Source organism: Amycolatopsis sp. NPDC003676, from assembly GCF_053587275.1.
Genome location: NZ_JBSFNS010000147.1, coordinates 1 through 16,261, shown reverse-complemented (window position 1 = coordinate 16,261; position 16,261 = coordinate 1). Strand labels below are relative to the sequence as shown.

14 protein-coding genes are annotated in these 16,261 nt (G+C 68.2%); 6 read left to right on the top strand and 8 right to left on the bottom strand.

Annotation, left to right across the window (positions count from 1 at the left end; genetic code table 11):
• Nucleotides 1-120: 120 nt before the first annotated feature.
• Nucleotides 121-1,281: an FAD-dependent oxidoreductase gene (locus ACWDNU_RS41175; RefSeq protein ID WP_449672834.1), complete on the bottom strand. Its 1,161-nt coding sequence runs from the start codon at nt 1,279-1,281 to the stop codon at nt 121-123.
• Nucleotides 1,282-1,489: 208 nt separating this feature from the next.
• On the opposite strand from ACWDNU_RS41175, the gene ACWDNU_RS41170 reads away from it, so the two are divergent.
• Nucleotides 1,490-2,854, top strand: a complete 1,365-nt coding sequence (locus ACWDNU_RS41170) for a purine-cytosine permease family protein (RefSeq protein ID WP_449672833.1) — start codon at nt 1,490-1,492, stop codon at nt 2,852-2,854.
• Here the strand turns inward: ACWDNU_RS41170 and ACWDNU_RS41165 are convergent.
• From ACWDNU_RS41165 to ACWDNU_RS41145, 5 genes are read right to left on the bottom strand one after another with little or no spacing between them, the layout of a single operon-like run.
• Entirely contained in the window at nt 2,823-3,695 is an 873-nt protein-coding gene (locus ACWDNU_RS41165; protein WP_449672832.1) for a hypothetical protein, read from the bottom strand. The genes ACWDNU_RS41170 and ACWDNU_RS41165 overlap by 32 nt on opposite strands.
• The gene (locus ACWDNU_RS41160; protein WP_449672831.1) at nt 3,692-6,181 is read right to left on the bottom strand and encodes an Hsp70 family protein; all 2,490 of its coding nucleotides are present in this window, start codon (nt 6,179-6,181) and stop codon (nt 3,692-3,694) included. The genes ACWDNU_RS41165 and ACWDNU_RS41160 overlap by 4 nt, the downstream gene beginning before the upstream one ends.
• Nucleotides 6,174-6,665, bottom strand: a complete 492-nt coding sequence (locus ACWDNU_RS41155; protein ID WP_370934181.1) for a hypothetical protein — start codon at nt 6,663-6,665, stop codon at nt 6,174-6,176. Before ACWDNU_RS41155 ends, ACWDNU_RS41160 begins: the two co-directional genes overlap by 8 nt.
• Complete coding sequence (locus ACWDNU_RS41150) at nt 6,665-8,005, bottom strand: hypothetical protein (RefSeq protein ID WP_449672830.1); 1,341 nt, start codon at nt 8,003-8,005, stop codon at nt 6,665-6,667. The genes ACWDNU_RS41155 and ACWDNU_RS41150 overlap by 1 nt, the downstream gene beginning before the upstream one ends.
• 49 nt (nt 8,006-8,054) lie before the next feature.
• The gene (locus ACWDNU_RS41145) at nt 8,055-9,083 is read right to left on the bottom strand and encodes a LacI family DNA-binding transcriptional regulator (RefSeq protein WP_370934179.1); all 1,029 of its coding nucleotides are present in this window, start codon (nt 9,081-9,083) and stop codon (nt 8,055-8,057) included.
• Between the two features lie 130 nt (nt 9,084-9,213).
• Between ACWDNU_RS41145 and ACWDNU_RS41140 the strand changes: the two genes are divergently transcribed.
• The 5 genes from ACWDNU_RS41140 to ACWDNU_RS41120 all read left to right on the top strand — a co-directional run bounded on the left by ACWDNU_RS41140 (nt 9,214) and on the right by ACWDNU_RS41120 (nt 14,124).
• Nucleotides 9,214-10,536 (top strand): ABC transporter substrate-binding protein, encoded by a 1,323-nt coding sequence (locus ACWDNU_RS41140; protein ID WP_370934178.1) that lies wholly within the window; start codon nt 9,214-9,216, stop codon nt 10,534-10,536.
• A gap of 2 nt (nt 10,537-10,538) precedes the next feature.
• The gene (locus ACWDNU_RS41135; protein ID WP_449672829.1) at nt 10,539-11,519 is read left to right on the top strand and encodes a carbohydrate ABC transporter permease; all 981 of its coding nucleotides are present in this window, start codon (nt 10,539-10,541) and stop codon (nt 11,517-11,519) included.
• Complete coding sequence (locus ACWDNU_RS41130) at nt 11,516-12,370, top strand: carbohydrate ABC transporter permease (protein ID WP_449672828.1); 855 nt, start codon at nt 11,516-11,518, stop codon at nt 12,368-12,370. The genes ACWDNU_RS41135 and ACWDNU_RS41130 overlap by 4 nt, the downstream gene beginning before the upstream one ends.
• 2 nt (nt 12,371-12,372) lie before the next feature.
• Nucleotides 12,373-13,755, top strand: coding sequence for a GH1 family beta-glucosidase (locus ACWDNU_RS41125; RefSeq protein WP_449672827.1), 1,383 nt, complete (start codon nt 12,373-12,375; stop codon nt 13,753-13,755).
• 135 nt (nt 13,756-13,890) lie between these two features.
• Nucleotides 13,891-14,124 (top strand): hypothetical protein, encoded by a 234-nt coding sequence (locus ACWDNU_RS41120; RefSeq protein WP_449672826.1) that lies wholly within the window; start codon nt 13,891-13,893, stop codon nt 14,122-14,124.
• A gap of 121 nt (nt 14,125-14,245) precedes the next feature.
• Here the strand turns inward: ACWDNU_RS41120 and ACWDNU_RS41115 are convergent, their stop codons facing one another.
• Together ACWDNU_RS41115 and ACWDNU_RS41110 are read right to left on the bottom strand one after the other, a co-directional pair.
• A complete protein-coding gene (locus ACWDNU_RS41115) occupies nt 14,246-14,386 on the bottom strand; it encodes a hypothetical protein (RefSeq protein ID WP_244223586.1) in 141 nt (46 codons plus the stop codon).
• Between the two features lie 356 nt (nt 14,387-14,742).
• The gene (locus ACWDNU_RS41110; protein WP_370934174.1) at nt 14,743-15,591 is read right to left on the bottom strand and encodes an ion transporter; all 849 of its coding nucleotides are present in this window, start codon (nt 15,589-15,591) and stop codon (nt 14,743-14,745) included.
• Nucleotides 15,592-16,261: the final 670 nt, after the last annotated feature.

Below are 16,261 nucleotides of genomic sequence, written 5' to 3'. Positions count from 1 at the left end.
GCACCGTCTGGGCCGCTGACGTACGTGAGGGGAACCCTGAGGGAATCTGATTCCCTCAGGGTTCCCCTCACGTACGTTCAACGGCGCGCACCGCACCAGCCTCAGCCGACCCGCACCGCCTCAGCCGACCCGCTCCGCCGGCTCCCGCTTCTTGGCGAGCATCCGCCGGAACCCCTCGGCCACGACCTTCGCCGTGTCCTTGCCGTGGTCGGCGGTGATCCGCTTGACCATCTCCGCGGACTCGGCGGCGACCTCCTCGCTGCGCGCGAACATCCGTTCCTCGTGCAGGGCCAGCGCGGTCTCGACGTCGTCCGGGTGCGCGGCGAGCAGTTCGGCGAGGTCGGAGCCGTCGAGCATGGCCAGGTTCGCGCCTTCCCCGTTCGGGCCCTGCAGGTGGGCCGCGTCGCCGATCAGCGTCACGCCCGGGGTCCGCTCCCACCGGTGCACGCCCGGCAGCCGGTAGTGGCGGCGCAGGATCGGCGCGGTGTCGCCGCCGGAGATCAGCTCGCGGAGTTCCGGGGCCCAGCCGGCGAATTCGGCCTCGATCCGGGCGAGAGCGGCCGGGGTGTCGAGGTTTTCGAGTGCGTCGAACCATTCCTGCGGCTTGTTCAGCATCGCGTAGGTGTGCAGGGCGTCGCGTTCGCGGTGCACCATGATGCGCCGGTCCGGCCCGGGCGCGCCCATTCCGCCGCCGCCCACGACCTTCGCGGCCGCCGGATGCCGGGTTTCGGCGTCGTAGAGGTATGTCTCGACGAATGCTAGGCCCATGTACTCCGGCATCGCGTCGGACAGCAGCGGCCGTACCTTCGACCACGCGCCGTCCGCGCCGACCAGCAGCTTCGCGACGACCGAACCGCCGTCGGCGAAGGAAACCTCGTGGCCGTCGGCGACCGTGCGGACGCCGCTGACCTTCCGGCCCCACTGGACGGTGCCGTCCGGGAGCGAGTCGAGCAGCATCTGCCGCAACTCGCCGCGCAGGAGTTCGGGACGGCCGCCGGTGCCGTCGTCAGGATGATCGAGCAGGACGGTGCCGTCGGGGTCGAGGATCCGCATCTGCTGGCGGCCTTCGAGGATCAGGTCGCGGAATTCGTCCATGAGGCCCGCCGCCTCGACGGCGATCTGGCCGTTGTAGTCGTGAATGTCGAGCAGTCCGCCCTGGGACCGCGACATCGGCGACGCCTCGGCTTCGTAGACCGTGGCCGGGATCCCGCGCAGGTACAGGACCCGGGCGAGGGTCAGTCCGCCGAGGCCGGCGCCGATGATGGTGACTGGAGTCTGCATCTTTCTCCCCTGTGAGCTGGTGACCGCTGAAGATTGGCGGCGTCGGCTGGCAGCGGCCGCACACTCCGCTGGCAGCCCGCTGCCAGGCGCTGACAGCCAGTCAGGGTCTGGGATCCGAGACAGAATCATCCGGCGGCTACTTGGCCGAACGGGCCGCGCTGACGTTGAGTTCGTCCAGCGCATTCACCGAAGATCCGCAGGAGGGCACGTGGCGGCCACATTGGAGCGACGCTCGATCGACCCGGTGCCCGAGTCCGAGCGGCACGGGCACCCGCGCAGCCTGTTCACCCTGTGGTTCGCCGCGAACACGCAGATCACCTCGGCGGTCACCGGCGCGCTGACCGTGCTGGTCGGCGTGCATCCGCTGTGGGCGATCGTCGCGGTCGTGCTCGGCAACGCGCTCGGCGGCATTCCGATGGCGCTGCACGCCGCGCAGGGGCCGAAGCTCGGCATCCCGCAGATGATCCAGTCGCGCGCGCAGTTCGGCGTGTACGGCGCGGCGCTTCCGCTGGTGCTCGTCGTGGTGATGTACCTCGGCTACTTCGCGAGCGGTTCGCTGCTCGGCGGCCAGGCGGTCGCCCAGATCACGCACCTGCCGACCGACGCGGCGATCGCGGTCTACGCGCTCGCCTCGGCGCTGATCGCGATCGTCGGATACCGGCTGATCCACCGGTTCGGCTGGCTCGCGTCCGCGCTGTCCGTGGTCGTCTTCCTCTACCTGACGATCCGGCTGGTCAGCGGGCACGATCTCGGGGCCGTGCTCGCCGCGCCGCACTTGGACTTCCCGAAGTTCCTGCTGGCGATCTCGCTGACCGCGTCGTGGCAGCTCACCTTCGGCCCGTACGTCGCCGACACCTCGCGCTACCTGCCGTCGGCGACGTCGGTGCGCGCGACGTTCTGGTGGACCTACGGCGGCACGGTGCTGGGCGCGGTGTGGGCGATGTCGTTCGGCGCGATGGCGTACGCCATTGCCGGGAGAGCGTTCAAGGGCCACGAAGTCGCGTACGTCGTCGGCCTCGGCGGCGAAGCGTTGCTGATCCCGCTGCTGCTAGCCATCGCGCTCGGCAAGTTCACGGTGAACGTGCTGAACATCTACGGCGGCTACATGACCGTCGCGACCGCACTGACCGGTTTCGGCCGCCGCGCGGCGCTTTCCCAGGCCACGCGGATCGGCTACATCGCGGGCGTCGGCGTGGTCGGCGCGGTGGTCGCCATCCTCGGCCGCGGGCAGTTCCTGTCGAACTTCGTGCTGTTCCTCGACTTCCTGCTGTACTTCCTCACGCCGTGGAGTTCGATCAACCTGGTCGACTTTTACCTGCTGCGCAAGGAGAAGTACGACCTGGAGGCGCTCTACGACCCGAATGGCCGATATGGCCGGTGGGCTTGGCCCGCGCTGACCGCTTACGTGCTGGGGATCGCGGTGCAGATCCCGTTCGCCAATGTGGAAGGCATTTTCGTCGGCCCGATCGCGCCGCTGCTCGGTGGCGCGGACGTCTCGTGGCTGCTTGGGCTCATCGTGCCTGGGGCGTTGTACGTGGCGTTCATGCGTCGGTCGGCTGCACTTCGAGTGTGACTGTTCGGGCTGGGTTCGCGCCTTGGTCCGCGCTGGAGACGGCGAACGCGGTCAACGGCAATCCGCTCGCACCGGCCAGCACTCGAGCTGCGGAGGAGGCTCGGGCCAAGGAGACTGTCGAGCCGCCGCTTGACGGGCCGCCGGGGATCGCGACGCCGTGGCCGATCACGGTTACGCGTACGGATTGTCCTTTGAGGACGCGAGCCCAATCCGTCAATGCCGCCCGCCCAGTCCCGTTCGGCGTTGTCGCGTTAGGACTGAACAGGCTGCGGTCGAAGTTGACCGTGACCGAGTCGGTTCCTGCCTTCACAACAACTCCTGGCGCGGCCAACGACCTCGCCAGCTGATTCAGGTGCCCCTGTCGCTCTTCGGCGGCGGCGGCATCGCGGGATTCCACGCTGCGCAGGCGATCCAGCTCAGCACGGAGACCGTCATCCGGCTTGGCCGCCATGGCCACCGGAGCTGGCGGCTGACGCGTCGTCAGCACCACCCCGCCCACGATCGCGCCGCCGATCAACACCACCGCACCAGCAGACAGCAGATACCGGCGAACCGGCCGTCGACGCAACCGTCCGGAATGGACTTTCGCGATCACTCGACGTCCCGCCTCCGCAGCGGAATTGCCGGGCTGCAAAGCCAAGACCGCCGCCCATGCCGCATCTGCCGCGGCGAGGTCGCCGGATTGCGCGTGCACGCGAGCCAGCAGATCGAGCCGCGCGGGATCGCCCGCCGAATCCGGCTCCAGGAGTGCGACGGCCGCCTCATAGTCGCCGCGACGGGCGAGGTCGGCTCCTTCGGCGAGGACGAGTTCCCGTTCCAGCGCCCGCGAAAGCCCGCTCATTCTCGCTCCCCGCGAAGAATCCCGCCACCCGGCTGACCCGGCCGGTCGTCCGGGAGCAAACGACGCAACCGGCGGTTGACGTCCGGCAGCGCGGGCCAGTTCGACGTCGCCACCGCGTGCTCGCCCTCGCGGATCAGCTCCCGCGCGCGGGCCGGGTCGGACATGGTGTCGCGCGACGCCCGCAGCGCGTTGAACACCTCCAGGTGCAGCGAACCGTCCCGGCGCAGCAGCACAACTTGCAGGTCCAGCGCCCGTTCGGACAGCCGCTCGCCCGCCTCGGTGTCGTGCGATTCGGCGATGGCCGCGTACCGGCGTTCGATCTCGGCCAGTTCGGTCCGGTCCTCGTCCGCGCCGACGCGGTCGACCAGCTCGCGGCAGTGGTCGATCTGGTCCCGCAGCCGCTCCAGCACCTCGGGAACGCGCAGCTCCGCCTCGATGTCGTCGAGGTCGGCCTGCACGTCGCGCATCCGCCGTTCCGCGGCGACCGCCGCCCCCTCGTCGGTGCCGCCGGAACGCACTTCGTCCCGGACCGCCGCGACGCTGCCCTGTTCGTCCAGCCGGTTCAGCAGCCCGCGCGCCCGGTCCGAACGCGTCCTTACGACCTCCGTCCGCACCTGTTCGTGCCGCGCTTCCAGTTCGTTCAGCAGCCGCCGCAACGTCTGCGGGTCCGGCACGTGCTGCTGTTTGAGATCGATGACTGCCTCGAACTCGTTGTCCAGCAATGGAACCTCGGCCACCACCGACACCTGCCGCGAATCGTCCATCTCGAAGGTCATCACGACCTCGCTGCCGCGCGGCAGGTCGAACCGCACGTCCCTGGCGCGGATCTCGATCACGCCCACCTGCTGGTTGCGTTCGCCGCGACGGCGTTCGCCTTCCGCGACCGGGATCCGGATCACCGCGGACGTGTTGCCGCGCTGCAGCGTCGCCGTGGTGAAGAACGTCTGCCGTTTCGCCGCCGGCAGCGGCGCGTTCTTCATGAGCATCGGAGTGAAGGAACCGTCGGCCTCGGTCAGGCCGACGGTGTTGACCACGGTCTGGCCCATCATTTCGTTGAGCTGGTGCGTGATCGTGAGCGAGCCCGGCTGCACCGGAACACGCGCGCCGGTCGGGTCGAGCAGTTCGATCTCGAACCGGTTCGTGCTCAACTCGTCGAGCACCACGTCGACGGTGAAAGTTCCGTCGGCGGAAAGGGAAACCTCGGACGTCCGGTAGACCGGCCTGCGCTGCGGCGCGCTGAGCGCGATCCGGAACCGGGCCCAGTCGGCCGGGCCGTCAGTCGAACAACGGCCGGACACCGGCAGGGTCGGCAGGCTGGTAGTGGCGGGATAGGACAGTTCCAGCGCGTACTCGCCGCGCTTCACCGAGCGCACCGTTCGCGGCCGCGCCACTGTCCCGGCATAGGCGGCCGCGCCGCGGGCCACCACGGTGCTCGGGTCCTGACTGTGGTCGAGCGGAATGCCGAGCCCTGCTGACGGATCGGCCAGCAGTTCGCGCAAACCGGGCGCGAGCGTCGGACCGCCGACGAGCAGCAACCGGTCGATGTCCGACGGACGCAGATTCGCCGACTCCAGTGCAGACCGGCACAACTGCACCGCGCGCAGGTAGAACGGCCGCGCCACCTGATCGACCTCCTCGCGGCGCAGGGTGTACTCGAACATCTCGCGCTGCCCGTCGCCTCGGTCGAGATCGAGCAGCACGTAGGTCTGTTCTGCTTGGGAGAGCTGGATTTTCGCCGTCTCGGCGGCACTGCGCAACCGCGCGAAGTTCCGCCGCCAGAACGGATTTTCCCGGGTGAAATCACTGAACCCGAGCTGCCGCGCCGCCTCCGGAGCCAGCACCTGGTCCAATACCGCCTGGTCGATGTTCCGGCCGCCGAGGTGGGTGTCGCCAGCGTGATGCAGCACGCTCAACTCTCCTTCGACAGTGCTGACCACCGCTGAGTCGAAAGTCCCGCCGCCGAAGTCGAACACCATCCAGTGCGCGCCTTTGCTTTCGTTCTGGAACCCGAACGCGAACGCCGCCGCGGTCGGTTCCTGCAGCAGCGGGCAATTCCCGGTGAACCCGGCCAGTTTCGCCGCTTCCTGCGTCGCCTCGGTCTGGTTGAGCAGAAATGCGGCGGGCACAGTGATCACCGCCGCGTCCGGAACTTCGCGCGGAGCAACGGAATTGCGCAGCGATCGCAGCACTTCCGCGGACAGTTCCACCGGCGTCATGCTGAACCCGGCCTTCGGGAATTCCCGCCGCGCGTCCGGCAATCCCATGGCCTGCTTGAATTCGATCTGCACACTGTCCGGATCGTCCTCGAGCCGACGCCGCGCTCCCGCCCCGACTTCGATCACGCCGCGTCGGCGGCTCCACACCGCGGACGGCGTGTAATCCATCTGCGCGTTGTTCTTGACCACCGCCACCGCGCCGTTGTCGAGAACCGCGATCGCGCTGTTCGTGGTGCCGAGGTCGATTCCGAAATCGATCGTGTCACGCATCCGTTTCCCCGTTCCCCCGGGCGGCCGGGCGCCCGACGATGACCTGTCCCATCTGGATCCGGCGGCCGGTCAGGTAAATCGACGGCCGCACGGTCTCCACCACCCGCTCGACGTCCAGGTCCGGTTCGTCCTGGAACAGCAGCACCTCGAGCGCCATCCCGGAGCCGAACGGGATCCGGTCGTGGTCCTGCACCAGCACCCCCGCCGCGTCGAGCGCGTCTTGGCTCGCGCTGAGGAACCGGCCCGCCTGCCGCGCCGCCCGGTCCTGCGCCCCGGCGAGCTTGCGCCGCGCCCGCCACAACGCCGTCGCCGCCTCCGCCAAGTCCGATTCGGACAGTGGCGGCGCATCGGTCAACACGGCGGAGAGTTGCTCCAGCGCGTCGCGGAGCCGAGCGCGTTCCTCCTCGCGCAGACCAGGTTCGGCGATCCGGAATTCCTTGTGCTGCTTGCGCTGCCGTGCTTCTTCGCCACGCCGGTCCGCCATCACAAGCCCCTCTGCACCCGAACGAACGGGGCGACGTACACCAGCACCGCCGCGACGGCAACGGCCAGCCAAGAAGGCACCGCGACCAGACTGAGCACCAGATAAACCACCAGGTCCAGCCCCAGCAGAGCCGGATACCGCCCCGGGGTCGTCCAGGGCCGAGCCGCCACGAAGCAATTCATCAACGCCCCGGCAACCGCACCAGGAAAGACGAAGGCCAAAATCGCCTCCTGCGGAAGCTTCAGCACCAGGAACACCGCCGCCGCGACCGCGTGCAGCAACGCACCGAAGATCCGGCCCGCCGACGGTTCCCGATCCGGAGGACGAGTCGACACATACGCCGTGGCAGCGATCTCGTTGCGCGCCACAGCTTCCAGCGTCTCCGGATCGCGACTGCACCGCCGAGCGAGCGCGAACACCTCCCGCACCAGCCCCGTCCCGCCTCCCGCGTCCGCCAGTGCGACCCCGATATTGTTCGCCACCACCGCGATCGACTCCGAAAGCGACGCCGTACGCCGGAATTCCGCCCTCGGCACGACCTCTTCGAGCCGGTCGAACAACGGCTGGGTCTCCTCGACAGCCCGCCAAGCAGCGGCCTCGGCCCGGTTCCCGTCCAGCTCACCGCGCAAATCCTTGAGCAACGACTCGGCCCGCCGATACGTCCCGTCGGCAATAGCCTCCCGCGCGTCCTCGACGGCATGCCGATCAGCCGCGAACAACGCGAGATACCCGGTAAACCGCCGTGGCTCCGCCGACCGGGCAGCGACTTCGATCAACGGCGCGAGCAACGCGTCCGGCAAGGCGAGGCGCAGACCGTCCACTGTGGATTCGTCCAGCCGCCGGTCGCCCAGCTTCTCGACCCGGTGGTTCAGATGTCGCCAGAACGATTCGCTCCGCAGAACGACTCCCCAGCAACGACCGGCCTCGGTCCACAATGGAGTTGGATGGTCGTCGGTGCGGTCAGCTTCCGCATCGAGGGCTGCTGCATGGGCGACCACGGCGTTGTCGTGCTTCTGGTGCAGTTGCAGCGGACACCCGCAGTCAGTGGGCAGGCCCCAAGTCCAGAAGACCTCGTCGACCAGCCGATGCTCAGCGTTGCCGAGTGCGTCGAAGGCCGCCCGTACCGCGTCGACGGTCGCGTCCGCGGGCACTCCGTCCGGTGCCGCACCGCCGACTTCGAGCACCCCTAGGACTCGAAGGCGCCGCTCCCGCACCTCCCGCCGCGTCGCGGTCGCGGTGAGCCCGACGATCCGGAACGGGTTGCGCCGGTACAACTCGGGCGTCGCCACCTCCCGCACCCGCGCCGCGGCGGTCCGGCCGCGCCCCTCGTTCGCTCCCATGCCGGGGAAGGTAGGGCGAAGCGGCTGGGAGGGGTCCCGAAAAGCCGGGTTAGCTGGACTCGCGCACGACCAGCGACACCGGCAGGATCTGCGCGCCCGGTGCGACGTCCTCGCCGTCCAGCAGCCGCATCAGCGTCGAGACCATCGCGTGGACCTGTTCGCGCGGATCCTGGTGCACCGAGGTCAACGGCGGCGTCATGGCCGGAGCCAGCGCGGCGTTGTCGTCGAAGCTGACCACCGCGACGTCACCGGGCACGTCGCGGCCGGCGTCCGACAGCGTGCGCAGCGCGCCCACCGCCATCATGTCGCTGCCGACGAACACCGCGTCGAGATCAGGTGCCCGCTCCAGCAGCGCGGCCATCGCTTGCGCGCCGCCGGCCAGGGTGAAGTCGGCCTCCTCGGACAGCCCGGCCGGGTCGATCCCGGCGTCCACGAGCGTCTTGCGCCAGCCGGCGAGCCGGTCGATCGGCGCGCCCTGGTCCTGCGGGCCCGCGATGGTCGCGATCCGGCGGCGGCCGGATTCCACGAGATGCGTCACCGCCTGCCGGGCGCCGCCCTCATTGTCGAAATCCACCAGATGCACGCCCCGGCGCAGATCGGCGGCCTGTCCGCCGAACACCGTGGGCAGCTTCAGCAACCGCAACGCCCGGGGCAGCGGATCGGCGCGATGCGGGGCGAAGACGAGGACTCCGTCGACGTGCCCGCCCTCGAGAAACCGCACGGTACGGCCGAGATCTTCGCGAGTGTCGCTGAACAGCAACACCATCTGGCAGCCGACGTCGGCCAGTTCCCGGTAGCCCGCGCGCATCACCGCGGTCCGGTACGGGTCGTCGAGCAGCCGGGCTTCCGGCTCCGACAGCACCACCGCGATCGCGCCGGTCCGCCGGGTGACAAGCGAGCGCGCGGCCTGGTTCGGCGAATACCCGAGGTCTCGCGCGGCCGCCAGCACCTTCTCGCGCGAGCGCGCGCTGACGTACGCGTCGTCGTTCAACGCGCGCGACGCGGTGGACCGCGAAACCCCGGCGAACGCCGCGACGTCCTCCAGTGTCGGCCGCTCGTCCTCGGACCGAGGCACCACTTCGCCCACCCCCTGCCTGTCGGTCGGGTCAGCTTAACGGCGTCCTGCCGGGAGCGCTCCCGGAGACTCTGGCCTTGACATCCACCGTTACCTGCAACACACTCGGTCGGCATCTGGGAGCGCTCCCAGAATGACTTCCAAGGGGTTGACGACGGTGACAACGTTCCGGAAGGGCCTGGTGCTGGCACTGGGCATCACGATGACCGCGGTGAGCGCCGCGGCCTGCGGCGGCGGCGACGGAGACGTGCCCGCGGCGGCCGGGCCGAACGAGCACGTGGAGCTGACGCTCGCGACGTTCACGGAGTTCGGCTACGAGGCGCTCATCCCGGAGTACGAGCGGCTGCACCCGAACATCAAGATCACCCACCGCAAAACCGGTCAGGGCGGGCCGTACGCGCAGGACATGATGACGAAGCTCGCCGCCGGCTCCGGCCTCGCCGACGTGCAGGCCGTCGAGGAAGGCCACCTGTCGGACATCCTCAGCAAGTCCTCGAAGTTCAACGACCTGAGCAAGATCGGGCCTTCGAGCGCTCAGCCGGACCGCTGGCTGTCGTGGAAATACGACGCGGGCAAAGACAAGAACGGCAAGCTGATCGGCTACGGCACGGACATCGGCCCGCTCGCCATGTGCTACCGCAAGGACCTGCTCGCCGCGGCCGGGCTGCCCAGCGACCCGGAGGCGGTGAAACCGCTGTTCGCGACGTGGGACAGCTATTTCGCGGCCGGCGCCCAGTACACCGCCAAGACCGGCAAGGCGTGGTTCGATTCGGCGGCGCAAAACTTCAACTCCATGGTCAACCAGCTGCCGGTCGGTTACCTCGACACCAATGACAAGCTCACGCTGGACACCAACCAGGGCATCAAGGACGCCTGGGCGAAGGTGACCGACGCGGTCGCGAAAGGCGAATCGGCGAAGCTCACCGCGTTCAGCAACGAATGGAATTCCGGGTTCAAGCAAAGCGCGTTCGCCACTAAGGCCTGTCCGGCGTGGATGCTCGGCGTGATCAAGGAACAGGCCGGACCGGACAACGCGAGCAAATGGGCGGTTACCGCGGCATTTCCCGGCGGAGGCGGCAACTGGGGCGGTTCGTACCTGACGGTGCCGACGCAGAGCAAACACCCGCGCGAGGCCGCTGAACTGGCCGCCTGGCTCACCGCGCCGGAGCAGCAGATCAAGGCGTTCGAGGCCAAGGGCAACTTCCCGAGCCAGGCGAAGGCGCTGGAAAGCCCGCAGCTGCTGAACGCGACTGACGCGTACTTCGGCGGCGCGAAGATCGGCGAACTGTTCGCCGAGCAGGCGAAGAAGGTGGCGAAGCCGCAGTACAAGGGCCCGAACGACGGTCAGATCCAGGAAAACGTGGCCAGCCCGGCGTTGCAGTCGGTGGAACAGGGGGCTTCGGCCGCGGACGGCTGGCAGCGGCTGGTCGACGGCGCTAAGAAACTCACCCGCTGACGATGACTGTCACCGACAAGACCGCTCCGGAAAGCCGGGCCATGACGCGGCCGCATGCTGCGACGCGGCCCGGCCTCCGCGACCGGCTGGCGCGCTGGGACGTCAAAGTCTCGCCCTATCTCTACGTGGCACCGTTCTTCATCGTGTTCGCCATCGTGGGCATGTTCCCGTTGCTGTACACCGCGTACGTGTCGTTATTCTCCTGGAAAGCCGGGGACGACAACCCGGACTTCATCGGGCTCGACAACTTCAAGGAACTGTTCGCGGATACACAGTTCTGGCACGCGCTGGAGAACACGGTCAGCATCTTCCTGCTGTCCAGCGTGCCTCAGCTGATCATCGCGGTGCTGCTCGCTGCGGTGCTTACGCTGCGGCTGCGCGGCGCGACCAGTTGGCGGGTCGGGATTCTGCTGCCGTACGCGGCGAGTCTGGTGGCGCTCGGCATCATCTTTGCGAACCTGTTCGGTCCGCGGTACGGGCTCGTCAACGGCGTGCTCCAGACACTCGGACTGTCCCCTGTGGACTGGCAGGCCAACCGGTTCGCCAGCCACGTCGCCATCGCGATCATGGTCAACTGGCGGTGGACCGGCTATAACGCACTGATCGTTCTCGCCGCCATGCAAGCCATTCCGAAGGAATTGCACGAGGCCGCGCTGATCGACGGCGCGGGCACCGTACGCCGCTTCACCCACGTGACGTTGCCGCTGCTCAAACCGACGCTCATCTTCGTCACCATCACCTCGACCATCGGCGGGCTGCAGATCTTCACCGAGCCCAAGCTGTTCGACGCGATGCCCGGCTCGAACAACGGCGGTTCCACCCACCAGTTCCAGACGGTGACGCTGTATCTGTACCAAACCGCTTTCGAGAATTTCAATCTCGGCTACGCGTCCGCGATCGCGTGGGTGCTTTTCCTGATCATCGTCGTGATCGCACTGATCAATTACTTCGTCACCGGACGGCTCGCCGGGAGGCGCGGATGAGCGTGCAACCAAGCTTGCGGGCGCGCGCGGCCCGGCTCGGCAAACCGCGCAAGGCGACCTACGGCGTTCTGGTCGTGTTCGTGCTCGGCTCGCTGTTCCCGTTCTACTGGTCGTTCCTCGTAGCCAGCCGTGACAACGGAATGCTCACCGAACGAATCCCGCCGCTGCTGCCCGGCGGCAACTTCTTCGCCAACGCGGCACGAGTGTTCGACACCGTGCCGTTCTGGCGAGCGCTCGGCAACAGCATCATCGTGTCCGGCACAGTCACACTCACGACGGTGCTATTCTCGTCACTGGCCGGATTCGCCTTCGCCAAACTGCGCTTCCGTGGCCGCAACGGCTTGTTCGTGTTCATCGTGGTGACACTCGCGGTGCCGACCCAGCTTGGCATCATCCCGTTGTTCATCGCGATGTCGAAGCTCGGCTGGGCGGGCGGCCTGCAGTCGGTGATCGTGCCGAACCTGGTCACCGCGTTCGGCGTGTTCTGGATGCGGCAGTACACAGTGGACGCATTGCCCTACGAGCTGATCGAAGCCGCGCGCATGGACGGGTGCAGCATGATCCGGATCTTCTGGAACGTGTGCCTTCCCGCCGTCCGTCCGGCGGCAGCGATCCTCGCGATGTTCACGTTCATGACGTCCTGGAACGACTTCCTGTGGCCGCTGGTGGTGCTCGACGCGGGCAATCCGACCGTCCAAGTGGCACTGGAGAAGCTGCAATCCGGCTACTACGTCGACTATTCGCTGGTGCTCGCGGGCACCACGCTGGCCACGATTCCGATCCTCATCGTCTTCCTCCTGCTCGGCCGCCAGATCGTGGCCGGGATCATGCAAGGCGCCGTGAAAGGGTGACCATGTCCGCACAGCCGATCCCCGACGTGCTCGCGTTCCCGGACGCGTTCGTCTGGGGCGCCGCCACGGCGGCCTTCCAGGTCGAGGGTTCGACCACAGTGGACGGACGCGAGACGTCCGTCTGGGACACCTTCGCCGCACGGCCAGGCGCGGTCGCCGGCGGCGACACTGGCGACCCGGCCGCCGACCACTACCGCCGTTACGCCGACGACGTGGCGTTGATGCGCTCTCTCGGACTCACCGCGTACCGATTTTCCCTGTCCTGGCCACGAATTCTGCCCTACGGCAAGCCGGAGCCGCGCGGGCTGGAGTTCTACGACCGGCTTGTGGACCAGTTGCTGGCGGCGGGCATCCAGCCGTGGGCGACCCTGTATCACTGGGATCTTCCACAGTCGCTTGAGGACCGTGGCGGCTGGACTGCGCGCGACACCGCCTACCGGTTCGCCGAGTACGCCGAGACCGTCGCGGCCCGGCTCGGCGATCGCGTGGCGAGCTGGTCGACGTTGAACGAACCGTGGTGCGCGGCAATGCTCGGCTATGGCTCCGGCGTCCACGCGCCCGGCCGGACGTCACCGGAGGGCGCGGTGGCCGCGGCACATCACCTGCTGCTGGGGCACGGGCTGGCGATGGATGTGCTCCGGCAGCACACCAGCTCCCCGTCCGGGATCACGCTGAACCTGTACCCGGTCGTCGCGGACTCAGCCGACCCTGCTGACGCCGATGCCGTCCGCCGGATCGACGGGCTGCAGAACCGGTTGTTCCTCGACCCGCTGCTGCGCGGGGGCTATCCCGCCGACCTGCGCGAGGACCTGGCCCGGTTCGGCTTCGACGCCGTGGTGCGCGACGGCGACGAGGCAGTGGTCGGCAAGCCGATCGATTGGCTGGGCGTCAACTACTACCGCGGCTACCGGGTGGCCGGTGCGGCGCGGGCGGGAAGCACCCCGGCTGGCCGGGAATGGCCGGGAGCGCAGCAGGTGCACTTCGTCCCGGATCTGGCCGCGCCGCGCACGCATTCCGGCTGGGAAGTGCAGCCCGCCGGGCTGACCGAATCGCTGCTGCAGGTGCATCGGGATTACCCGCCGGTACCGTTGTACGTCACCGAAAACGGCGCGGCGTATCCGGACGTGCTCCGCGACGGCGAGATCTCCGACGACGATCGTGTCGCTTTTCTCGACGCGCATTTGCGGGCCGCGCACGACGCGCTGGCCCAGGGAGTGGATCTGCGCGGGTATTTCTACTGGTCGTTGCTCGACAATTTCGAATGGGCCGAGGGGTATGCGAAACGTTTCGGCCTGGTGCACGTCGACTACCGGACCCAGCGGCGCACGCCGAAGCGCAGCGCGCGGTGGTATGCGGAGGTGATCGCGCGCAACGCGCTGAGGTGACCTACTCCCGGGTTTACTCGCGCCGCCAGGAAAGACTTTCTCCTCGGTTTTCGCGTCACGTCGCCCGGACACGGCCGTCGGACCAGTGCCGGGGCCGCCCCGAACGGCCCCGCGAGCGGAGACTGGGAGTGTCCGATGACGGTGCGGAGCCGGGTGGCCGACGAGGTCACCACGTGGCTGACCGGGGAATTCGCGGGCCGGGTGCCCGCCGAAGCGGTCGAGGTGGTGGTGCGCGCGGCCGGGCGCGACCTCGACGGCAGAGTGGTCCCGGACGACCGCGGCGACCTGCTCTATCGAGTGGCGCGGGCCCGGCTGGTGCGGATGCTCTCCGCGCCCGAGGCGCCGCGCATCCCGCGTTCACGCCGGTAAGCGCTCGGCGTTCGGCCCCCGGACACGCGTTGTCCGGGGGTTAGCGCCACGTCCGGACCTTCTCCGGTGGCACGAAGTGACCGGACGCATGCCGACTGTGTTCGACGCGGCCCTCGAGCGGTTACGAGCCCGGCAGCACCCGGCTGCTCAACGGCGCGTGCGAGCGCTCCGGCGGCCACCAGACCTGCGCGGGCGGCGGGGGAACGTCATCGTCCGGAAGCTCGAGTGCGTCCGCGCCGCTCTGCCAGCGGTTCCAGTGCACGGAGCACAGTCCGCGCCACAAGGAATCCTCCGCACAGTCCCGCCGACGGCACCTGCGTACCTGCTGCCCGCTATCAATCACGTCCACGACTCCAAACCAGCGCTCAACCTCCCCGCCGGCTCCAGTCTGCCCCGGCACCGGCGGGAACGCCTCGTACTCGAGCCAACACAACCCTTGTGCAGCAACGGAACGAGCGATCTCACCCTACTCCAGGCACCTGTGCGCGCACCGCGCGACCACAGTGCACTCTTTCAGCGGTTGACGGTTCACCGCTTGCCCTTTCCGCACGAATACTTTGTGCCGCAACGGAGAGTCAGCGCGTGACGGCGCACGGTAGATATGTCCACAATGGATGATCACTTGGCGGGGTGGTTCGCGTCGTACTCGTGCGCCGCGGTGCGCTGGGTGCGGGTGCGCAGGAGGTGTTCGTCCGGGGAGTCGTCCACATCGGCCAGTCCGAGTGCGACCGCGCGGCGGATTTGTTCGCGGTTGTCGCGGACCACGGAGGAGAAGAAGTCGTCGATGCGTGGGTCCAAGAGGACTTCCAGGAGGACCCGGAAGGACGTGTCCACGGTGGCGCGGACGATTTCGTCGTGGAACGGGAGCCTGCGCAGTTTGCCCAGTTGCGGGTCCTCGGAGATCTTTTCGGTGATGATGGCGCGCAGTTCGGTCTTGTTTTCGCTGAGGGATTTGGCGAGGTTTTCGGGGTAGTTGCCGGTTTCCAGAACCTTGACCACCTCGTCCAGGACGGCGATGGTCACTGGTTTTTTGATGGCGCGGACGATGGGTTCGGAGAGTTTGTCCACCAGGCGGTAGGTGAATTGCTCGCCCACGGCTCGGTCCGCGGCTCGGCCAAGGCGGATGATCAGGAGGATTACGCCCAGGACGTGGTGGTTTTGGGTGAAGGCCGGGTGGGCTACCGGGATCATCGCGAAGACTTCGTACCAGGTGCGGGCCAGGAAGGCGGCTCGCCAGCCTTGTTTGCGCCAGCGGTGGAGGAGTTCCAGGAAGAAGATGGCGCAGATGGTGCAGTCGGCGATGAAGAACCAGTGGCTGATGTCCGGCGGGGGCGGGCTGATGAGGAGCCAGCCCAGCATTCCGGTGGAGACTACGGCTAGGGCAAGCATGATCCAGTCGTCTGCCCGGACGTTGCCGGGGAGGATGCCGCTGTTGAGTTCGGCTTGGGCCGAACGGCCGGTGGTCATGCTGGCTCCCCTGTTCCCTGGTTGTTGCCGGGGGTGATGATCCCATGCTTGCGCGCGTGGGGCTGGGAATCATGTGGGGGCGTGGCGGACGGCTCGTGCTTCGCACATCGCGTCCGATTCTTGCGTGGGGCACCCCGAAGCCTGATTGTCATGACGGTCTGGGGTGGCTTGTCAGGGCTGGAAAGATGCCTTGACAAGCCACCCCAGACCGCATTTTGGCTTCGTATCGGGGTGCGGGGGGTGTGGGTGCCTGGTGAGTCGGGTGCGCTGGCTGCGGTTTTGTTGGTGGGCCGCGCGGCTTGGGAGCGTTGGCGGGTTGGGCGTGCGGGCGCGGTTGGGTGGGCGGGTGGGTGCGCGGCTTGGTTGCCTGGTCGGGTGCGGTTCGCGGCGGAGGTTCGCGCCCCAATGCGGCATTGGGTGCGTCTGATGCACCGAACGCCACATTGGGTGCGTCGCGGTGACGGCAGGCGGCAAGGCGGCGACGCGGCACGGCGGCGAGGCGGTCCGTGAAGGGCTCCTTGAGGGAATCTGATTCCCTCAAGGAGCCCTTCACGGACTTGCGGCGAGGCGCGGGCGACCCTCTCGCACGCGGAGCGTGCTGAGGGAGGTCAAGCGGGACGTTGCCGGACCGCTCGTACGCGTCACCGGAGCGCGGCACCTCAGCGGTGAG

Coding starts and splice junctions, on each gene's coding strand:
- ACWDNU_RS41175 (WP_449672834.1), bottom strand. CDS start 1,281: ATGCAGACTCCAGTCACCATCATCGGCGCCGGCCTCGGCGGACTGACC.
- ACWDNU_RS41165 (WP_449672832.1), bottom strand. CDS start 3,695: ATGAGCGGGCTTTCGCGGGCGCTGGAACGGGAACTCGTCCTCGCCGAA.
- ACWDNU_RS41160 (WP_449672831.1), bottom strand. CDS start 6,181: ATGCGTGACACGATCGATTTCGGAATCGACCTCGGCACCACGAACAGC.
- ACWDNU_RS41155 (WP_370934181.1), bottom strand. CDS start 6,665: ATGGCGGACCGGCGTGGCGAAGAAGCACGGCAGCGCAAGCAGCACAAG.
- ACWDNU_RS41150 (WP_449672830.1), bottom strand. CDS start 8,005: ATGGGAGCGAACGAGGGGCGCGGCCGGACCGCCGCGGCGCGGGTGCGG.
- ACWDNU_RS41140 (WP_370934178.1), top strand. CDS start 9,214: ATGACTTCCAAGGGGTTGACGACGGTGACAACGTTCCGGAAGGGCCTG.
- ACWDNU_RS41135 (WP_449672829.1), top strand. CDS start 10,539: ATGACTGTCACCGACAAGACCGCTCCGGAAAGCCGGGCCATGACGCGG.
- ACWDNU_RS41130 (WP_449672828.1), top strand. CDS start 11,516: ATGAGCGTGCAACCAAGCTTGCGGGCGCGCGCGGCCCGGCTCGGCAAA.
- ACWDNU_RS41125 (WP_449672827.1), top strand. CDS start 12,373: ATGTCCGCACAGCCGATCCCCGACGTGCTCGCGTTCCCGGACGCGTTC.
- ACWDNU_RS41120 (WP_449672826.1), top strand. CDS start 13,891: ATGACGGTGCGGAGCCGGGTGGCCGACGAGGTCACCACGTGGCTGACC.
- ACWDNU_RS41110 (WP_370934174.1), bottom strand. CDS start 15,591: ATGACCACCGGCCGTTCGGCCCAAGCCGAACTCAACAGCGGCATCCTC.